This is a genomic window from Streptomyces sp. NPDC003032 (genome assembly GCF_053591415.1).
In genome coordinates, this window is the sequence record NZ_JBSFTT010000015.1 from 72374 (window position 1) to 89870 (window position 17497).

Consider the following 17497-nt stretch of genomic DNA (forward strand, 5'->3'; position numbering starts at 1 on the left):
CCACATGAAAGGCAGGCACTTGATGCGCAGCATGTACGTCATCGCCCACCCGGAGGCGACCCACCACGTCGAACGCGTGGTCGGCGGCTGGCACGACTCTCACCTCACCGCGGCGGGCCGCGGCGCGGCGTCCTCCATCGCCGGGGCGCTGCGGGCACAGATCCCCGACGGCGCGGAAGTGGAGGTGATCTCCTCGGATCTGCGACGTGCCCGGCAGACGGCACAGGCGGTGGCGGAACTGTTCGGCGTACGGACGTCCTTGGACCGCAGACTGCGGGAGAAGTCCTACGGGGAGGCCGAGGGGCGGCCGCAGGAGTGGCTGGACCGGCGGTTCGTCCCGCCGCCGGCCGACGGTGACCGGATGGGCCACCAGGAGGGCGTCGCGGGCGCCGAGACGAGAGGGGAGTGCGCGCGGCGCGTCTACGCGGCCATGGACGAGCTGCTGCGCCGCCCCGGCGGGCACCAGATCGTCGTGACGCACGGCTTCGCGCTGACGTTCGTCGTGGCGGCGTGGATCAGGATGCCGTACGACTCGCTGGGCTCGGTCAGTTTCCGGGCGCCCTCCGGCAGCATCACGGTGCTGCGGGAGGACGACTTCTTCCACAACCGCCAGGTCGTCAGCCTGGGCGACACGCGCCACCTCGGCTGACGACCCGGGCGGGAGAACTCAGGCGCCGCTCGCGTCGAGCATGTCCTCACGCTCGACGATCTTCACGCGCTCGCGGCCCTGCGGCTCGCCCAGCGCCTTCTCCGCGGCGTCGAGGCGGTACCAGCCGTCCCATGTGGTGAAGCGGACGTTCCGCTCGCCGAGGAACGCGTCCACGGCCTCCGGAGCGGGCGCCTCGGGGGTGTGCAGGCGACCGTTCTCGTGGTCGTCGAGGAGGCTGGCGACCGTCTCGTTGGCGTCGCCCTTGGTGTGTCCGATGAGCCCCACGGGCCCGCGCCGGATCCAGCCGGTGACATACGTCGAGCCGAGGTGCTCGCCGGTCTCCTCGATCACCCGGCCCGCCTGGTCGGGAACCGTGCCCGACGCGAGGTCCCAGGGCAGCTTGGGCAGTTCGTCGGAGAGGTAGCCGACGGCGCGGTAGACGGCGCCGAGGTCCCAGTCCTTGAACTCGCCGGTGCCCTTGACGTTGCCGGTGCCGTCCAGGGCGGTGCGCTCGGTGCGCAGGCCGACGACCTTGCCGTCCTCGCCGAGGATCTCGACCGGCGACTCGAAGAAGTGCAGGAACAGCTTGTGCGGGCGGTCGCCGACGTCGCGGATCGCCCAGTTCTCCAGGGTCTTGGCGACCATGTCGGCCTGCTTGTTGCCGCGCCGCGTGGCAATCGACCCGTCGTCGTAGTCGATGTCCTCGGGGTCGACGATGACCTCGATGTTCGGGGAGTGGTCCAGCTCCCGCAGCTCCATCGGGCTGAACTTCGCCTGCGCGGGGCCGCGGCGGCCGAAGACGTGGACCTCCAGCGCCTTGTTGGCCTTGAGGCCCTCGTGGACGTTGGGCGGGATCTCGGTCGACAGCAGCTCGTCGGCGGTCTTGGCGAGGATGCGGGCCACGTCGAGCGCGACGTTCCCGACGCCGAGGACGGCGACCTTCTCGGCCTCCAGCGGCCAGGTCCGCGGCACGTCGGGGTGGCCGTCGTACCAGGACACGAAGTCGGCGGCGCCGTACGAACCGTCGAGGTCGATGCCGGGTATGTCCAGGGCGCGGTCGGCCGTCGCGCCGGTGGAGAAGATCACCCCGTCGTAGAAGCCGCGGAGGTCGTCGAGGCTGATGTCGTTCGGGTAGTCGACGTTGCCGAAGAGCCGGATCTGGGGCTTGTCGAGCACCTGGTGCAGGGCCGTGATGATGCCCTTGATGCGGGGGTGGTCGGGGGCCACGCCGTAACGGATCAGACCGAAGGGGGCCGGCATCCGCTCGAAGAGGTCGATCGAAACACCGGGTTCGACAGCCACCGCGGACTTCAGCAGCGCGTCGGCAGCGTAGATCCCGGCGGGGCCGGCTCCGACAATGGCTACCCGCAGAGGGCGAGGCATGTTCAGTTCCCTTCGAGCGGTGATCAGGTACTCACCGGGAAGCCTAAGCTAAGGCATGCCTAAGTAAGTAGCCGGGTCAGATTTATGACCTCATAAGGCTGCCTTATGGGTTCTCCGCGCGAGGCGATGCCTTCAGCCGCGGCCTCAGTCTCGCCGAAATCAGCTGACGAGTTGTCCACCGCGCCCCCGGCCGTGCGGGCCCGCCCTGCTCCGCCTCGTCCTGGAGCGGCGGATCGGCGCCCTGCGGCTGCCGCCCGGCGTCCGGATCGTGGCCGCCGCCAACCCGCGTTCGCCGGCGGCCGACGGCTGGGAGCTGAGTCCGCCCCTGGCCAACCGCTTCGTCCGTCTTCAGTGGGCCCACGACCACGAGGTCGTCGTACGCGGCCTCGGTGGCAACTGGCCCCGCGCGACCCTCCCGCGGCTCACCCCTCAGAAGCTGCCGGAGGCCGTGGACTTCGCCCGCCGCGCGGTCTGCGGGCTCCTCGCCGCCCGCTCCGGACTCGTCCACCAGCTGCCCAGCGGCGAAGCGCGCCGGGGCGGCGCCCGGCCGTCCCCACGGAGCCGGGAGACGGCCCTGCGCCTGATCGGCTTCGCGACCGCCGCCGGCTCTGGCGAGCCTGGACCGGATGGACCTCCCGGACCCCGAGGTGCTGCTCGCCGACCCGGCGGGCGCCGCCCTGCCCGAGCGGGGGGACCTGCGCCAGGCCGTACTCGACGGCGTGGTGGAAGCGGTGCGCGGGAGACCGGAGAAGTCCCGCTGGGACGCGGCGTGGGCGCTCCTGGTCCGGGCGGTGGAGACCGGGGCCCCTGCCCGGGTCGTCGTCCTCGTGCACCCACACCGCGGCCAGTTCCTCCACCGGTGTCCCGGCCACGAACCCGGGTGAGACGTAGCACCGCCAGTGCCGGTCCACGGCCAAGGTCGGCACCCGTCGCGACTCGACGGTGCGCAGGGCGAACAGGGCCGTCGCCGAGTAGGGGCGGGCCGGGCCGCTTGCAGCCGGGCGGGGGTCGGCCCGCTGGGAGGCGCTGGGACAGGGACACCCTGTGTCCCACTTGCTGCGCGACCACCACGCGGTGGGCCGAGGAGGCGTTCCATCCGCCGCAGGCGCGGCGGGAGCTGCTGGGCGCGGCCGGCCGCTCGGCGGCCTCCGGTTCCGGCGCGGGCGAGGACTGTACGTATGGCCGGCCGGGGCGGCGCTCGGCCGGGGTGCCCGGCGTCGTGCTGCCGAGCCTGCGGCGCAGGCCGCCTCGGGTCCGCGTGGTCATCGGCACCTCCGGCTCGGTCAGCGACGCCGAACTGGGCAGCGCGCTCCTGGAAGTCGCCGCGACCTCCCGTGCCGTGGGCGGCCGTCGGGACCTGGTGACCGTGCTGCCGTGCGACGCGTCCGCCCGGCTCGTGCACCCGCTCTGCCGCGGTGAGGGCATTCCGCTGATGGGCGGCGGCGGCACGGATCTGCGTACGGGCTTCGCCAGGGCGCCCCGGGTGAATCCGCGCCCCGATGTCATCGTCGTGCTGACCGACGGCCAGACGCCGTGGCCGGCCACGCGGCCGCCGTGCCGGACGGTCGTGGGCCTCTCTTCCCCCGGCAGGGAGCCGACGGGTCGTGGGACGAGGACGACCCCGATCACGTGCCGGACCTGCCGCCCGCCTGGGCGCGCGTGGTCGGCATCGGGTGAGCCCCCGCCGAGTACGACATCCAGGCCGGCCCGGATGTCGTACTCGGCGGCGTCGGGCGGCTCAGACCAGGTCGAACCGGTCGAGGTTCATGACCTTGTCCCACGCCGCGACGAAGTCCTTCACGAACTTCTCCTTCGCGTCGTCGCTCGCGTAGACCTCCGCGACCGCGCGCAGCTCGGAGTTGGAGCCGAAGACGAGGTCGGCGCGGGTGCCGGTCCACTTGACCTCGCCCGTGGCGGCGTCGCGCCCCTCGAACGCGTCCTGCGCCTCGGACGTCGACTTCCACTCCGTGCCGAGGTCGAGCAGGTTGACGAAGAAGTCGTTGGTCAGCGTCCCGGGGGAGGTGGTGAGGACGCCGTGCTTCGACTCCTGGTAGTTCGCGCCCAGGACGCGCAGGCCGCCGACGAGGACCGTCAGCTCGGGCGCGCTCAGCGTCAGCAGGTTGGCCTTGTCGAGCAGCAGGTACTCGGCCGGCAGGCGGTTGCCCTTGCCCAGGTAGTTGCGGAACCCGTCGGCGGTCGGCTCCAGCGCGGCGAACGACTCCACGTCCGTCTGCTCCTGCGTCGCGTCCACGCGCCCCGGCGTGAAGGGGACCTCGATGTCGAAGCCCGCGTCCTTGGCGGCCTGCTCGACACCGGCGGCGCCGGCGAGCACGATCAGGTCGGCGAGGGAGATCCGCTTGCCGTCGCTCCGCGCGGAGTCGAAGGTCTCCTTGATGCCCTCAAGGGTGCGCAGGACGGTGGCCAGCCGGTCGGGCTGGTTGACCTCCCAGCCGCTCTGCGGCTCCAGGCGGATGCGCGCGCCGTTGGCGCCGCCGCGCTTGTCGCTGCCGCGGAAGGACGAGGCCGAGGCCCACGCGGTGGACACCAGCTGGGACACCGACAGGTCCGAGGCGAGGACCTGCGCCTTGAGGGCGGTGATGTCGGCCGCGTCGACGAGTTCGTGCGTCACCGCCGGGAGCGGGTCCTGCCACAGCAGCGTCTCGGCCGGGACCTCCGGGCCGAGGTAGCGCGCGACCGGGCCCATGTCGCGGTGGGTCAGCTTGTACCAGGCGCGGGCGAAGGCGTCCGCGAACTCGTCGGGGTTCTCCAGGAAGCGGCGCGAGATCTGCTCGTAGGCCGGGTCCAGCCGGAGCGAGAGGTCCGTCGTGAGCATGGTCGGGGCGTGGGTCTTCGCACCGTCGTGGGCGTCGGGGACGGTCCCGGCGCCCGCGCCGTCCTTCGGCCGCCACTGGTGGGCGCCCGCGGGGCTCTTGAACAGCTCCCACTCGTATCCGAAGAGGATCTCGAAGAAGCTGTTGTCCCAGGTGATCGGAGTGTTCGTCCAGATGCCTTCGAGCCCGCTGGTGATCGTGTCGGCGCCCTTGCCGGTTCCGTACGTGCTCTTCCAGCCGAGGCCCTGCTGCTCCATCGGGGCGGCCTCGGGGTCGTCGCCGACGTGGTCGGCCGGGCCGGCGCCGTGGGTCTTGCCGAAGGTGTGGCCGCCCGCGATCAGGGCGACGGTCTCCTCGTCGTTCATCGCCATGCGGCGGAAGGTCTCGCGGATGTCGCGGGCCGCGGCGATCGGGTCGGGGTTGCCGTTGGGGCCCTCGGGGTTGACGTAGATGAGGCCCATCTGGACCGCGCCGAGGGGGTTCTCCAGCTCACGGTCGCCGGTGTAGCGCTCGTCGCCGAGCCAGGTGGTCTCGGGACCCCAGTAGACGTCCTCGTCGGGCTCCCAGACGTCGGCGCGGCCGCCGGCGAAGCCGAAGGTCTTGAACCCCATCGACTCCAGGGCGACGTTGCCGGTGAGGACCATGAGGTCGGCCCACGAGATGCTCTTGCCGTACTTCTTCTTGACCGGCCACAGCAGTCGGCGGGCCTTGTCGAGGCTGGCGTTGTCCGGCCAGCTGTTGAGGGGTGCGAAGCGCTGCTGGCCGGATCCGGCGCCGCCGCGGCCGTCACTGATCCGGTAGGTGCCCGCGCTGTGCCAGGCCATGCGGATCATGAACGGGCCGTAGTGGCCGAAGTCGGCGGGCCACCAGTCCTGCGAGGTCGTGAGGGTCTCGGCGATGTCCCGCTTCACGGCCGGGAGGTCGAGGGACTTGAACGCCTCGGCGTAGTCGAACTCCTCGCCGAGCGGGTTGGCGACGGCGGGGTTCTTGGCGAGGATCTTCAGGTTGAGCCGCTCCGGCCACCACTGGCGGTTGCCGCCGCCCTGGGTGGGGTGCGGGGCGCGCGCGTGCGCGACGGGGCAGCCGGACACCTCCTCCGGCTTGGGGTCGGTGACGATCGCGTCATGGTTCTCGGTCATGGAAATCCCTCCGGACGGGGCGGATCACGATGCGGAACTGCGGACGGCTGCACCGTTGGGCTCAGGCCCCACCGGCGGGCCCGGTTGCTGAAGTCACGTGCCGTTCCCCGCTGTTGCCCTGCGCCTTGGCTATCGCCGGATCCGATCCTACGATGGACCAAGTCCAAGTCAATACGACAGACAGGCCCGCACGTACTCATCTGTCGGACGATGCACAGTAAGGCTGGTGGCCATGAGTGACCTGCTGGAACGACTGCGCGGACGCGGCTGGCGGTTGACCGCTCAGCGCCGGGTGGTCGCCGAGGTGCTCAACGGCGACCACGTCCATCTCACCGCGGACGAGATACTCGTGCGGGCCACCGCCCGGCTGCCGGAGATATCGCGCGCCACCGTCTACAACACCCTCGGCGAGCTCGTCTCGCTCGGCGAGGTGATCGAGGTGACCACCCGGGGCCGCGCCAAGCTCTACGACCCGAACGCCCACCGCCCCCACCAGCACCTCGTCTGCTCGGAGTGCGGCACCATCCGGGACGTCCACCCCGGCGGCGACCCTCTGACGGACCTGCCGGACTCCGAGAGATTCGGCTACACCGTCTCCGCCGCCGAGGTGACGTACCGGGGCCGCTGCCCCGACTGCGCCCGCCCCGCGAGCCGCTAGGGCGCCATCTCGTACGTCCCGGCCAGTGACTCGACGGCCTGCCACACGCGCGCGGAGCGGGCGTCGTCGACGACCGGGCGCCGCACCGCGCCCAGTGCCCAGCGCTGCTGTTCCGCGGTGGCGGAGTCCTTGCCGTGCAGTTCGACGGCGTGGGCGGAGAAGTCGCGCACCAGGACCGCGAACAGCTCGTCGAGGACGTCCCCGTCGAGGCCGGTCAGGCGCGCCTGCTCCAGGATCAGCTGGCCGTGCACGACCAGTGCGAACAGCTGGCCGACGGCGAGGAGGAGGTCGAGGTCACGGCTCTGCTCCTCGTCGGGAGCGGCGGTCGTCACGAACTCACAGAGGGCGTCGGCCTGTTCGCGGAAGCGGGCGACGTTGGGCACCTCGGCGTACGCGTCGTAGGCGGGGCGCCAGTCGTGGAAGCGGACGGAGCCCAGGCCCCGGGCCGGTCCCTGGCGGAAGAGGAAGGCGTCGTCGGCGGCGTCGAGGCGGGTCGGGACGGGCTCGTACGGCGCAGGGTCCAGGAGATGGTTGCGCAGGAACTTCAGGATCAGCGCGAGGTTGACGTGGACCGTGCCCTCCAGCTTGGGCAGGCCGCGGATCTCGATCGCCGCCTGGGCGAAGTAGTTGTCCTTCTCGAAGCCCTTGGCGGCGATGACGTCCCACATCAGGTCGATGACCTTCTCGCCCTCCGTGGTCACCTTCATCTTCGTCATGGGGTTGAAGAGGAGATAGCGGCGGTCGTCGGGGCCGGCGGAGCGGAAGTAGTCGACGGCGCGGTCGCTGAACAGCTTCATGCCGACGAGACGGACGTACGCGTCGGTCAGCTCGCGGCGTACGTGCGGGAAGGCGGTGACGGGGCGTCCGTAGAGGATGCGCTGGTGGGCATGGGTGACGGCCTCGTACATCGCGTGCTCGCAGATGCCGATCGAGGCGGTGCAGAGGTTGAACTTGCCGATGTTGACCGTGTTGAGCGCGGCGTCGAAGGCGGCGCGGCCGGTGTGCAGTACGTCGTCGGGGCCGACCGGGTAGTCGTCGAGACGGAACTCGCTGACGTACTTCGAGGAGTCGACGACGTTCTTCACCAGGTGGTACGCCGGGTGGCGGCTGTCGGCGGCGAAGAAGACGTAGCCGTCGGGGCCCTCGACGTCGGTGCGCCGGCCGAAGACGGAGACCAGTCCGGCGGCGTTGCCGTTGCCGATGTAGTACTTGGAGCCGCTCGCCCGGAACCCGCCGTCGCCGTCGGGCTCCAGCAGCATGTCGGTGGAGTAGATGTCGGCGCCATGGGCCTTCTCGGACAGACCGAAGGCGAACACCTCGCCCTCGGAGAGGAGTTCCGCCGCGCGCGTACGGGCCGCCGCGTTGTCGCTCTGCCAGACCGGGCCGAGACCGAGGACGGTGACCTGCCACGCGTACCAGTAGTCGAGTCCGTAGAAGCCGAAGATCTCGTTGAGCGCGGCGATGCGGGCGGTGTCCCAGCGCTTGTCCCGGTGCCCGTCAGCGGCGGACGCGGGCGTGAGGAAGGTCGCGAACAGCTTCTCCTTGGCGGAGAACTCCAGGAACTCCGCCAGCCAGGCACGGGAGCGGTAGTCCTCGATCAGCTTGCGCTTGCCTCGGGCCTCGAACCAGTCGACGGTCGCGCGCAGCAGCCTGCGGGTCTCGGGGTCGAAGTGCGTCGGGTCGTAGGTACGCGGGTTGAACAGCAGCGCGTCGGCCATGGATGTTCGCCTTTTCCTGGTCGGGGGCACCGATCCTTCTATGCAATTCGTTGCATAAACAAGTGGCAACGCCTCGGTGAGACACGGCTCACCAGGGAGGTCGCGTGCCTCTTGGCGTCAGCCCCTTGCTGCCAGCCCCTTGCGGTCAGCCTCTTGCGGTCAGCCCAGGAAACTCAGCCGCACCTGGCGGTCGGGGTTGTCCACGTTCGTGTCGACCAGGCACACCGACTGCCACGTCCCGAGCTCCAGGCTGCCGCCCACCACGGGCAGCGTCGCGTGCGGCGGGACGAGGGCGGGCAGGACGTGGTCGCGGCCGTGGCCGGGGCTGCCGTGGCGGTGCTGCCAGCGGTTGTCGGCGGGGAGCAGGGTGTGCAGCGCGGCGAGCAGGTCGTCGTCGCTGCCCGCGCCCGTCTCCAGGATCGCGATGCCCGCCGTGGCGTGCGGGACGAAGACGTTGAGGAGGCCGTCACGGCCGGCCGCCGCCTCGCGCAGGAAGGCCTCGCAGTCGCGGGTGAGGTCGAGGACGGTCTCGGTCGAACCGGTGGTGACCCGCAGGACTCGGGTGGTGAACGCGTCGGACATGGGGCCATCCTGCCCCATCCCGCCGCCCATTCCGCGATACGGGGCGTCCGCCTTTCGAGACATCATTGACCCTGCGTACGCGATCTGGCTACGTTCTGCGGCATGTTGCGTTCAGCCCTGCTCACCACGCGCGGTCACATCGACCTGCTGCGGGTGGCCTCCTCCGCGTGTCGCCGCGGCTGCTGACGCCCTCTCACCCGCTTCACCCGCTTTTCCTCTCCCCCGGCCGGTCGGCCCGCTCCGTCACGCCTTCGCGCCCACGCGATCGCGCTGACGCGCCTCGCCCTCCCCTGCCCTCGCCCTCCCTCACCCTCCCTCGCCCTCCGCCGCCCTTGCCATGGAGCGCCTATGAGCATCAGCCATGCCCCGCCGCCGCATGACTCACTCGAACCCCTCGTTCCCCTCGTTCCCTCCTCCAGCCGCCGCGCCCTCGTCCCCCGCTGGCTGCGCCGCACCTCGGGGCCGGTCCTCCTCCTCGCCCTCTGGCAACTGCTCAGCGCCACTGGCGTGTTGGCCAGCGACGTGCTCGCCTCGCCCGGGACCATCGCCCGGGTCGGCGCTGATCTGATCCGGGACGGCTCCCTGCCGTCCGCCATGGGCGTATCCCTGCGACGTGTCGCCGTGGGGTTGCTCTTCGGCACCGTCATCGGCACGGCGCTCGCCCTCGTCTCCGGGCTCTTCCGGGTCGGTGAGGACCTCGTGGACGCGGGCGTGCAGATGCTGCGCACCGTGCCGTTCGTCGGGCTCATCCCGCTGTTCATCATCTGGTTCGGCATCGGCGAGACGCCAAAGATCGCCATCATCGCGCTCGGTGTGTCGTTTCCGCTCTATCTCAACGTGTACGCCGGTATCCGCGGCGTTGACGCCCAGTTGATCGAGGCCGGGGAGTCGCTCGGCCTGTCGCGGTGGGGGCTCGTGCGGCACGTCATCCTGCCCGGCGCGCTGCCCGGTGCCATGACGGGGCTGCGTTACTCGCTGGGCATCGCCTGGCTCGCGCTCGTCTTCGCCGAGCAGGTCAACGCCGATTCCGGCATCGGCTTCCTCATGGTGCAGGCCCGTGACTTCCTGCGCACCGACGTGATCGTGGTCTGCCTGATCGTCTACGCCTTCCTCGGCCTCGTCGCCGATCTCATCGTCCGCACCCTCGAAAGGCTGCTGCTGCAATGGCGACCGACGTTCACCGGCCGGTGACCCCCGCCCACTCCGCCCACTCCGCCCCGGGCACGGCGTCCGCCGTACGCGTCGACGGGCTCACCCGCTCCTTCGACGGCCGCGCCGTCATCGACGACCTCCACCTCGACGTGCGGCCGGGCGAGTTCGTGGCGCTCCTCGGGCGCAGCGGCTGCGGCAAGTCGACGCTGCTGCGCGTCCTCGCCGGGCTGGACCGCGACATCGCGGGGACCGTGCTCGTGCCGCGCCGCAAGGCCGTCGCGTTCCAGGCGCCCAGGCTGATGCCGTGGAAGCGGGTGTGGCGCAACGTGCTGCTCGGCCTGCCGGGCAGGCCGGACCGGGGCGTCGCCGAGCGCGCGCTGTCCGAGGTGGGCCTCGATCACCGTACGAACGCCTGGCCCAAGACGCTCTCCGGGGGCGAGGCCCAGCGCGCCTCGCTGGCCCGCGCGCTGGTGCGCGAACCCGATCTGCTGCTGCTCGACGAGCCGTTCGGCGCGCTCGACGCGCTGACCCGCATCAAGGCGCAGCGGCTGGTCGCCGAGCTGTGGCAGCGGCGGGGCTGCGCGGTGCTGCTCGTCACGCACGACGTCGAGGAGGCGGTGCTCCTCGCCGACCGTGTCCTCGTGATGGACGGCGGTGTCATCGCGTACGAGACGGAGATCGGCCTGGAGCGGCCGCGCGGCATCTCCGACCCGCGCTTCGCCGAGCTGCGCGAGGAGTTGCTCCAGCGGCTGGGCGTCGAGACGCCCCCCGAGACCACCAAGGTCGCCGAGGCCGCCGAGGCCGCCGAGGCCGCCGAGGCCGCCGCCTGACCTGCCCCCCTCCCCGCCTGCTCCACGCATCGATCGAACGGAAACCCATGCGACGACCACGCCCCGCCCCCGCCGCTCTCCTCCTTCCCCTGGCCCTGCTGCTCGCCGCCTGCTCCGGCACCTCGTCCGCCGGCACCTCGGTGGGCGGTGCGGGCGGCGGCACCGACGGGAAGGGGTCGCTGACTCTCGACGTCGGTGACCAGAAGGGCGGTTCGGAGGCCGTGCTGCGCGCGGCCGGGGAGCTCGACGACCTCACGTACAAGATCCGCTGGTCGACCTTCAGCTCCGGGCCTCCGCTCCTGGAGTCCGTCAACGCCAAGGCCGTCGACATCGGCGCGGTCGGCAACACCCCGCCGGTGTTCGCGGCGGGCGCGGGCTCGAAGATCTCCGTGATCGCCGCGAGCCACGGCACGGCGGCCGGCGAGACGATCCTCGTCCCTAACGGCTCGCCCCTGAAGAAGCCGGGCGATCTCAAGGGCAGGTCCGTCGCCGTGGCCCAGGGTTCGTCGGCGCACTTCCAGCTGATCGCGTCCCTCAAGAAGGCGGGGCTCGGCTTCAAGGACGTCGAGGTCAAGTACCTGCAACCGGCCGACGCGCTGGCGGCGTTCACGAGCGGCAAGGTGGACGCCTGGGCCGTCTGGGATCCGTACACCTCGCAGGTGCTGCGCGCGAAGAAGGGCCGGGTCCTGACCGACGGGGACGGCGTGGTGAACGGCCTCAGCTTCCAGGTGGCGGCGCCCGGCGCGCTGAGGGACAAGAAGAAGTCCGCGGCCGTCGCCGACTACCTCAGGCGGCTGCGCAAGGCGCAGGACTGGGTCCACGACCACCCTCGGGCGTGGGCGAAGGTCTGGGCGAAGGACACCGGCCTGCCGTACGAGGTCGCGCTCGACGCGGTCAAGCGCACCAACGGCACCCGGGTCCCGGTGGCCGTGGACAAGAACGTCGTCGCCTCCGAGCAGGCCATCGCCGACACCTTCACCGAGCTGAAGCTGATCCCGCGCCGCGTCGACTTCGGCGACTTCGTCGACACCCGTTTCAACGGAGATCTGCCGCCCTCCACCAGCAAGCCGCGTACGTACCGCGAGGAGTCCTGACCATGAACGTCCACCTGCACTGGTTCCTGCCCACCGGCGGCGACGGCCGTACCCTCGTCGACCGGCACGCCTACACCGACGGCGGCATCACGCGCTCCCGCGTCACCCCGGTGAGCGGCGTGCGCGCGCCCGACATCGAGTATCTGGCCCAGATCGCCAAGGCGGCCGAGCAGTTGGGCTTTGAAGCGGTGCTCACGCCGACCGGTACGTGGTGCGAGGACGCCTGGCTGACGACGGTCGCGCTCGCGCAGCACACGGAGCGGCTCAAGTTCCTCGTCGCGTTCCGCCCCGGCGTGCTCTCCCCCGTGCTCGCCGCGCAGATGGCGGCGACGTACCAGCGCATCACGCGCGGCCGGCTGCTGCTCAATGTGGTCACGGGCGGCGACTCGACCGAACAGCGGCGGTTCGGAGACCACTTGGACCACGATCGGCGGTATGCCCGTACCGATGAGTTCCTCTCGGTCGTACGAGGAGTCTGGAGCGGCAAGCCGTACGACTTCGCCGGTGAGCACTACCAGGTGGAGGGCGGGCTGACCGCGCTGCCGCCGGACCCGCTGCCGGAGATCTTCTTCGGGGGGTCCTCGGCGGCCGCGGGTCCGGTCGCCGCGCGGCACACGGACGTATACCTGACGTGGGGCGAGCCGCCGGAGCAGGTCAAGCAGAAGATCGACTGGATCCGGGGCCTCGCCGAGCGGGAAGGGCGTACGGTCCGCTTCGGCATCCGGCTGCACACCATCTCCCGCGACTCGTCGGCCGAGGCGTGGGCGACCGCGAACCGGCTGCTCGACGACCTCGACCCGGACACCGTCGCCGCGGCCCAGGAGGCGCTCGGCCGCAGCGAGTCCGTCGGTCAGCAGCGGATGCTCGCGCTGCACGGCGGCTCCCGCGACCAGCTGGAGATCGCGCCGAACCTGTGGGCCGGTGTCGGCCTCGTGCGCGGCGGCGCGGGCACCGCCCTGGTCGGCAGTCACGCGGACGTCGCCGACCGGATCGAGGAGTACCACGCGCTCGGCGTCGAGCACTTCGTGCTGTCCGGCTACCCCCACTTGGAGGAGGCGTACTGGTTCGGCGAGGGTGTCATCCCCGACCTGGCGCGACGCGGCCTGCTGCCGCGCGTCCCGGCGTCGGCTCCGGGGGGGGGCGCTCCGCTTGGTGAATAGGTGAATCCTTTCCGGGCCTGCCCGCCTCTTATCACGTTGCTGCATGGGTCAGCGTCGGCTCTTGTGGCGCCGCGTTCAGGTGCCGGCGGCCCGTTCGGCCGGTACGCAGGCCTCATGTACGCGAGTTCGCCAGGTCGCTGTGCGCCTAGCCGCAGGACGCGGAGGACGCGGCACAGGATGGAGGTGGAGCGGGTCGCGGCCGGGGTCAGCCCCATATATGCCCAGCACGGTGAATACACCCCGATGAGGAGAAACGTCGTAAGACATTCCGAGCGCGCCCTCTACATAATGTAACTTGTGATCCAGGTCACATCGCGTCGACGAAAGGATCATGTTTTTGCATATCCACATCTCCGTTTACCTGTGACACGATGCCAATGTGTTGGCAGCAATGATTGTCATCGGATACCGGGACGACCTCGACCGCGCACTGCATGACCGGGGTTTGGATCCCTTCTATATCGTGCAGGCGCCGTCGAGTCCGCCCAGGAACCGGAACTTCACGTTCGTCTCCGACATGGAGAACGCTCAGGAAGTTCTGCGAGCAGTACTTTCCGCCCCTCTCCACAACGTGGCAGGTGCCCTCTCCGTCCACGAGATGGGCGTATTCACTGCGGCCTATCTGCGACAGCAACTCAACCTCCCCGGCAACGCGGACACCAGAACCGCGCTCTACTTCCGGGACAAGTACCTGCAGAAGAGCGCTCTGCCGCCCCACATCAGACGGGCGCGCTGCCGCCATGTGCCGGTGGGCGCGTCTTTCGCGGACCTTGTCGCCGAACTCGGGGAGACGATCGTCGTCAAACCGGCGACCGGCGCGGGATCGCTTCGCACCAGTATCGTCCGCTCCCCGGAAGAGTATGAGCGGGCTCTGACATCACTGCCGAGCCAGTCGGACGTCGGGATCGTCGCCGAGTCCTTCATCGATGCCCCGGAAGTCTATATGGACGGCATCTGGCGGAACGGCTCTCTGTACTGGTCATCCATGAGCAACTACCACAGCGCGCCCCTCACCGCCGTGGAAGGCGGTTTTCTGGCCGCGCACATACTCGACGAGCGGCAGCATCCCGCACTGTTCCAGGAGACGGAAGCACTCGCCCGGCAGGTGCTGAGAAGCCTCAACGCTCCTGATTGCGTCTTTCATATGGAAGCGTTCACGGAGGAAGCGGGTCTCACTTTCGGTGAGTGCGCCATCCGCCTCCCCGGCGCCCTTTCCCCCCAGGTGAACAAGCTGACATTCGACGTCGACCTCTTCGACGTGGAGATCAGCCTCGCATTGGGCGAAGAACCGGCCCCGATTCCGGAAATCGGCCCACCCGATCGCTTCTACGGATACATACTGCTGCGCCGCTTTCCGGGCGGAAATCTGACCCAGGGCGACTTTGAGCGCAACTTCGAGTTCGACGAGATCCAGTATTCCTCGTCTCCTGATGCTCCGGTCGGACCTTACGGCCGCGTCGGGCAGGCCATCGTATCCGACCAGGACGAATCGAAGCTCCAGAAAATGATCGCGGAAATCGCCCGGTTCAATGAGTTGGGCGCGGATAGCTGAATCCCCACCCGGGATCCCGGGACCCTGGTGCATTCCTTCCGATCGGAGGTACTCGCCCCAATGCCGGACCCACACCCCGCCTCTGCACTGCCGCAACTGCTCGACCGTGCGGCTCGTGACACCACTCGCGGTGTCACATTCATCGGCGGCCCGTTCCTGTCCTACGCCGAGCTGAGGGAGTGCGCGGGCCGGATTTCCCAAGGGCTGCGCGGCCACGGCACCGACCCGGGCGATCGGGTGCTGATCGTCGCCGATGAGCCGGTGAACTTCTTCCCCGCCTTCTGGGGGTGCGTGCTGGCCGGTGTCGTACCGTGCCCCATCGCGCCGCCGGCCGACGCGTCCCGGTGGCGGGCCCAACTGGAGCACTTGCGCGCGCTCTTGGGCGACCCACTGGTACTCGTGTCCAAGGCCGCCCAAGGGGACATGCCCGATGTCGGGTTGCGCACGGCTACGCCGGAGGAGCTGGACCACGCCTCACCCCAGGGCGCCCCCTCCCACACCCCCGCCCCCGACGATCTGGCCCTGCTGATGCTCACCTCCGGATCCACCGGATCGAGTAAGGCCGTCAGGCTCACCCACGCGAACCTGCTGACCGCACAGGCCGGGAAGGCGGGAGCGCTCGAACTGGGGCCCGACGACACGTCGTTGAACTGGATCTCCACCGACCACATCGCCGCGATCGAGGCGCATCTGCTGCCGATGTTCAACGGTGCCGACCAGGTCATGACGGATCCGGCGACGGTACTGGCCGACCCGGTGGAATTCCTCAGGCTGCTCTCGACCCACCGGGTCAGGGTGACCTTCACCCCCAACTTCCTGTTCGGGCAGATCAACCAGGCACTCGCGCGGCGGCCCGCCGCACTGCGGGGAGTGGACCTCTCACAGGTGCGGTACATCATTTCCGGCGGTGAGGCGACCGTGACCGCCACCGTACGGGAGTTCCTGGACGCCCTCTCGGACTGCGGGTTGGCCGAGGACGTGGTCGTGCCCGCGTTCGGGATGACCGAGACATGCGCGGGCAGCGTGTTCAACCGCGACTTCACCACCCGCGACTCGGAAGCGGAGTTCCCGCCGCTGGGCCGCCCGGTGCGAGGTCTGCGTATCCGCGTCGCGGACGGCGAGGTCCAGCTGCGCGGGCCGATGGTGACCGACGGGTACTTCAACGACGACCGTGCCACCGCGCAGGCGTTCACTGCCGACGGCTGGTTCCGCACCGGAGACCTGGGGCGCCTCGGCGCCGACGGCCGGCTGACCCTGGTCGGCCGGACCAAGGACTCCATCATCGTCAACGGCGTCAACTACTACAGCCACGACCTCGAAGCGGTCCTGGACGAGCTGGGCGAAGTCAAGCGCGGGCAGGTCGCGGCTTTCCCGATCCGTCCCGACGGCGCAGACTCCGAGCAGCTCGCCGTCGCCTTCGTCCCCGCCGGGAATCCCGCCGACGACATGGCCGTCTACCAGGCGCTCGTGGCGATCCGCAGCTCCACGGTGATGCACTGGGGGTTCCGCCCCCAGCTGATCCTGCCCGTCGCCGAAGCGGAGATCCCCCGCGGCAACCTCGGCAAGGTCCAGCGCTCCCGGCTGCGCGCGGCCGTCGAGGACGGCGGCCTGGACGCGGCGGCCCGCCGCGCGGACGAGGTGAGCACGCGGTTCCTCGGCGGTTACGTGGCACCGGACGGGGAGGCCGAGACCGCGCTCGCCGAGATGTACGCCCGCGTGCTGCACACGACGACGGTGCCGGTGACCGCCGGCTTCTTCGACCTGGGCGGCACCTCACTGGACGTGCTGCGGCTCAAGCTGGAGATCCAGGCCGCGTTCGGCATCGACGACGTACCGATGTCGACCCTGCTCCAGGCGCCCACCGTGCGCGCGCTGGCCCGGCACCTCGCAGGCGGGCAGAGCACCGAGGGGGACGCCGCGTACGACCCACTCGTGCCCCTCCAGGTCACCGGCGACGGAACGCCGCTGTTCTGCGTACATCCGGGCCTCGGAGAGGTACTGGTCTTTGTCAATCTCGCCAAGTACTTCACGGGGGAGCGGCCGTTCCACGCGTTGCGGGCCCGCGGGTTCGGGCAGGGCGAGACGTACTTCGGGTCGTTCGACGAGATGGTCTCCACCTATGTGGCCGCGATCCGGCGGGCGCAGCCGGACGGGCCCTACGCCGTCGCGGGCTACTCCTACGGCGGGGCGGTCGCCTTCGAGATCGCCAAGCGGCTGGAGGCCGAGGGCGACGAGGTCAAGTTCGTGGGCGTCTTCAACCTGCCGCCGAGCATCTCCGGCCGCATGAACGAGATCACCTTCACCGACGGCGCGATCAACCTCGCCCTGTTCCTCGAACTGATAAACCCGGCGGACGTCGAAGCGCTCACCTCCCGACTCCGCGCCCTGCCCGAAGCCGAGCAGCCGGCCCACCTGATCGAGCAGGCGCCGAAGCGCCGGCTGGCCGAACTCGACCTCACCGCCGAGCGGTTCACCGCCTGGGTGCGTCTGGCACAGAACATGGTGCACCTGGGCCGCGCCTACGAACCGTCGGGTTCCGTCGAGCGGACGCAGGTCTTCTACTGCACCCCGCTGCGCGGCACCAAACAGGAGTGGCTGGACGACCAGCTCCGCCACTGGGACGACTTCACGCGAGGCCCCAACACGTACATCGAGGTGGACGGGGAGCACTACACCCTGATGAGCCCGCAGCACGTGCGGACCTTCCAGGCGACTCTGCGGCGCGAACTGGACCGCGCACTCAGCTGAG

The 17497-nt window shown here is 70.3% G+C and carries 13 protein-coding genes and 3 pseudogenes; 11 read left to right on the top strand and 5 right to left on the bottom strand.

Going from position 1 to position 17497, the window contains the following annotated elements; translation table 11 throughout:
* The first annotated feature begins 22 nt into the window (after nt 1-22).
* Nucleotides 23-649, top strand: coding sequence for a histidine phosphatase family protein (locus ACWDZ7_RS22010; RefSeq protein WP_451799229.1), 627 nt, complete (start codon nt 23-25; stop codon nt 647-649).
* Between the two features lie 18 nt (nt 650-667).
* Here the strand turns inward: ACWDZ7_RS22010 and ACWDZ7_RS22015 are convergent, their stop codons facing one another.
* Nucleotides 668-2032 (bottom strand): FAD-dependent oxidoreductase, encoded by a 1365-nt coding sequence (locus tag ACWDZ7_RS22015; RefSeq protein WP_451799072.1) that lies wholly within the window; start codon nt 2030-2032, stop codon nt 668-670.
* 162 nt (nt 2033-2194) lie between these two features.
* Between ACWDZ7_RS22015 and ACWDZ7_RS22020 the strand changes: the two are divergent.
* Nucleotides 2195-2856 (top strand): annotated as a pseudogene (locus ACWDZ7_RS22020) (AAA family ATPase); the annotation flags it as partial.
* On the opposite strand, the pseudogene ACWDZ7_RS22025 reads toward ACWDZ7_RS22020, so the two are convergent.
* Nucleotides 2857-3029: pseudogene (locus tag ACWDZ7_RS22025) on the bottom strand (DUF2201 family putative metallopeptidase); the annotation flags it as partial.
* Nucleotides 3030-3104: 75 nt separating this feature from the next.
* On the opposite strand from ACWDZ7_RS22025, the pseudogene ACWDZ7_RS22030 reads away from it, so the two are divergent.
* A pseudogene (locus ACWDZ7_RS22030) lies at nt 3105-3709 on the top strand (VWA-like domain-containing protein); the annotation flags it as partial.
* A gap of 61 nt (nt 3710-3770) precedes the next feature.
* On the opposite strand, the gene katG reads toward ACWDZ7_RS22030, so the two are convergent.
* Nucleotides 3771-6002, bottom strand: a complete 2232-nt coding sequence (gene katG, locus ACWDZ7_RS22035; protein WP_451799074.1) for a catalase/peroxidase HPI — start codon at nt 6000-6002, stop codon at nt 3771-3773.
* Between the two features lie 232 nt (nt 6003-6234).
* On the opposite strand from katG, the gene ACWDZ7_RS22040 reads away from it, so the two are divergent.
* Nucleotides 6235-6660, top strand: a complete 426-nt coding sequence (locus ACWDZ7_RS22040) for a Fur family transcriptional regulator (RefSeq protein WP_451799076.1) — start codon at nt 6235-6237, stop codon at nt 6658-6660.
* Here the strand turns inward: ACWDZ7_RS22040 and ACWDZ7_RS22045 are convergent.
* Both ACWDZ7_RS22045 and ACWDZ7_RS22050 read right to left on the bottom strand, forming a co-directional pair.
* Entirely contained in the window at nt 6657-8378 is a 1722-nt protein-coding gene (locus ACWDZ7_RS22045) for an acyl-CoA dehydrogenase family protein (protein WP_451799078.1), read from the bottom strand. The genes ACWDZ7_RS22040 and ACWDZ7_RS22045 overlap by 4 nt on opposite strands.
* A gap of 159 nt (nt 8379-8537) precedes the next feature.
* Nucleotides 8538-8960, bottom strand: coding sequence for a YjbQ family protein (locus tag ACWDZ7_RS22050; RefSeq protein ID WP_451799080.1), 423 nt, complete (start codon nt 8958-8960; stop codon nt 8538-8540).
* A gap of 102 nt (nt 8961-9062) precedes the next feature.
* Here ACWDZ7_RS22050 and ACWDZ7_RS22055 point away from each other — a divergent pair, with 102 nt between their 5' ends.
* The 7 genes from ACWDZ7_RS22055 to ACWDZ7_RS22085 all read left to right on the top strand — a co-directional run bounded on the left by ACWDZ7_RS22055 (nt 9063) and on the right by ACWDZ7_RS22085 (nt 17496).
* On the top strand, nt 9063-9146 hold the full coding sequence (locus tag ACWDZ7_RS22055; protein WP_355809829.1) for a putative leader peptide: 84 nt from the start codon (nt 9063-9065) through the stop codon (nt 9144-9146).
* Between the two features lie 162 nt (nt 9147-9308).
* The gene (locus tag ACWDZ7_RS22060) at nt 9309-10151 is read left to right on the top strand and encodes an ABC transporter permease (protein WP_451799082.1); all 843 of its coding nucleotides are present in this window, start codon (nt 9309-9311) and stop codon (nt 10149-10151) included.
* Nucleotides 10124-10942 carry an ABC transporter ATP-binding protein gene (locus tag ACWDZ7_RS22065; protein WP_451799084.1) on the top strand — a complete coding sequence of 273 codons (819 nt, stop codon included), beginning with the start codon at nt 10124-10126 and terminating at the stop codon, nt 10940-10942. Before ACWDZ7_RS22060 ends, ACWDZ7_RS22065 begins: the two co-directional genes overlap by 28 nt.
* A gap of 47 nt (nt 10943-10989) precedes the next feature.
* A complete protein-coding gene (locus tag ACWDZ7_RS22070; protein WP_451799086.1) occupies nt 10990-12036 on the top strand; it encodes an ABC transporter substrate-binding protein in 1047 nt (348 codons plus the stop codon).
* A gap of 2 nt (nt 12037-12038) precedes the next feature.
* Complete coding sequence (locus tag ACWDZ7_RS22075; protein ID WP_451799088.1) at nt 12039-13196, top strand: LLM class flavin-dependent oxidoreductase; 1158 nt, start codon at nt 12039-12041, stop codon at nt 13194-13196.
* A gap of 382 nt (nt 13197-13578) precedes the next feature.
* Nucleotides 13579-14748 carry an ATP-grasp domain-containing protein gene (locus tag ACWDZ7_RS22080; RefSeq protein WP_451799231.1) on the top strand — a complete coding sequence of 390 codons (1170 nt, stop codon included), beginning with the start codon at nt 13579-13581 and terminating at the stop codon, nt 14746-14748.
* A 60-nt stretch (nt 14749-14808) separates the two neighbouring features.
* Complete coding sequence (locus ACWDZ7_RS22085) at nt 14809-17496, top strand: alpha/beta fold hydrolase (RefSeq protein WP_451799089.1); 2688 nt, start codon at nt 14809-14811, stop codon at nt 17494-17496.
* Nucleotide 17497 lies beyond the last annotated feature (1 nt).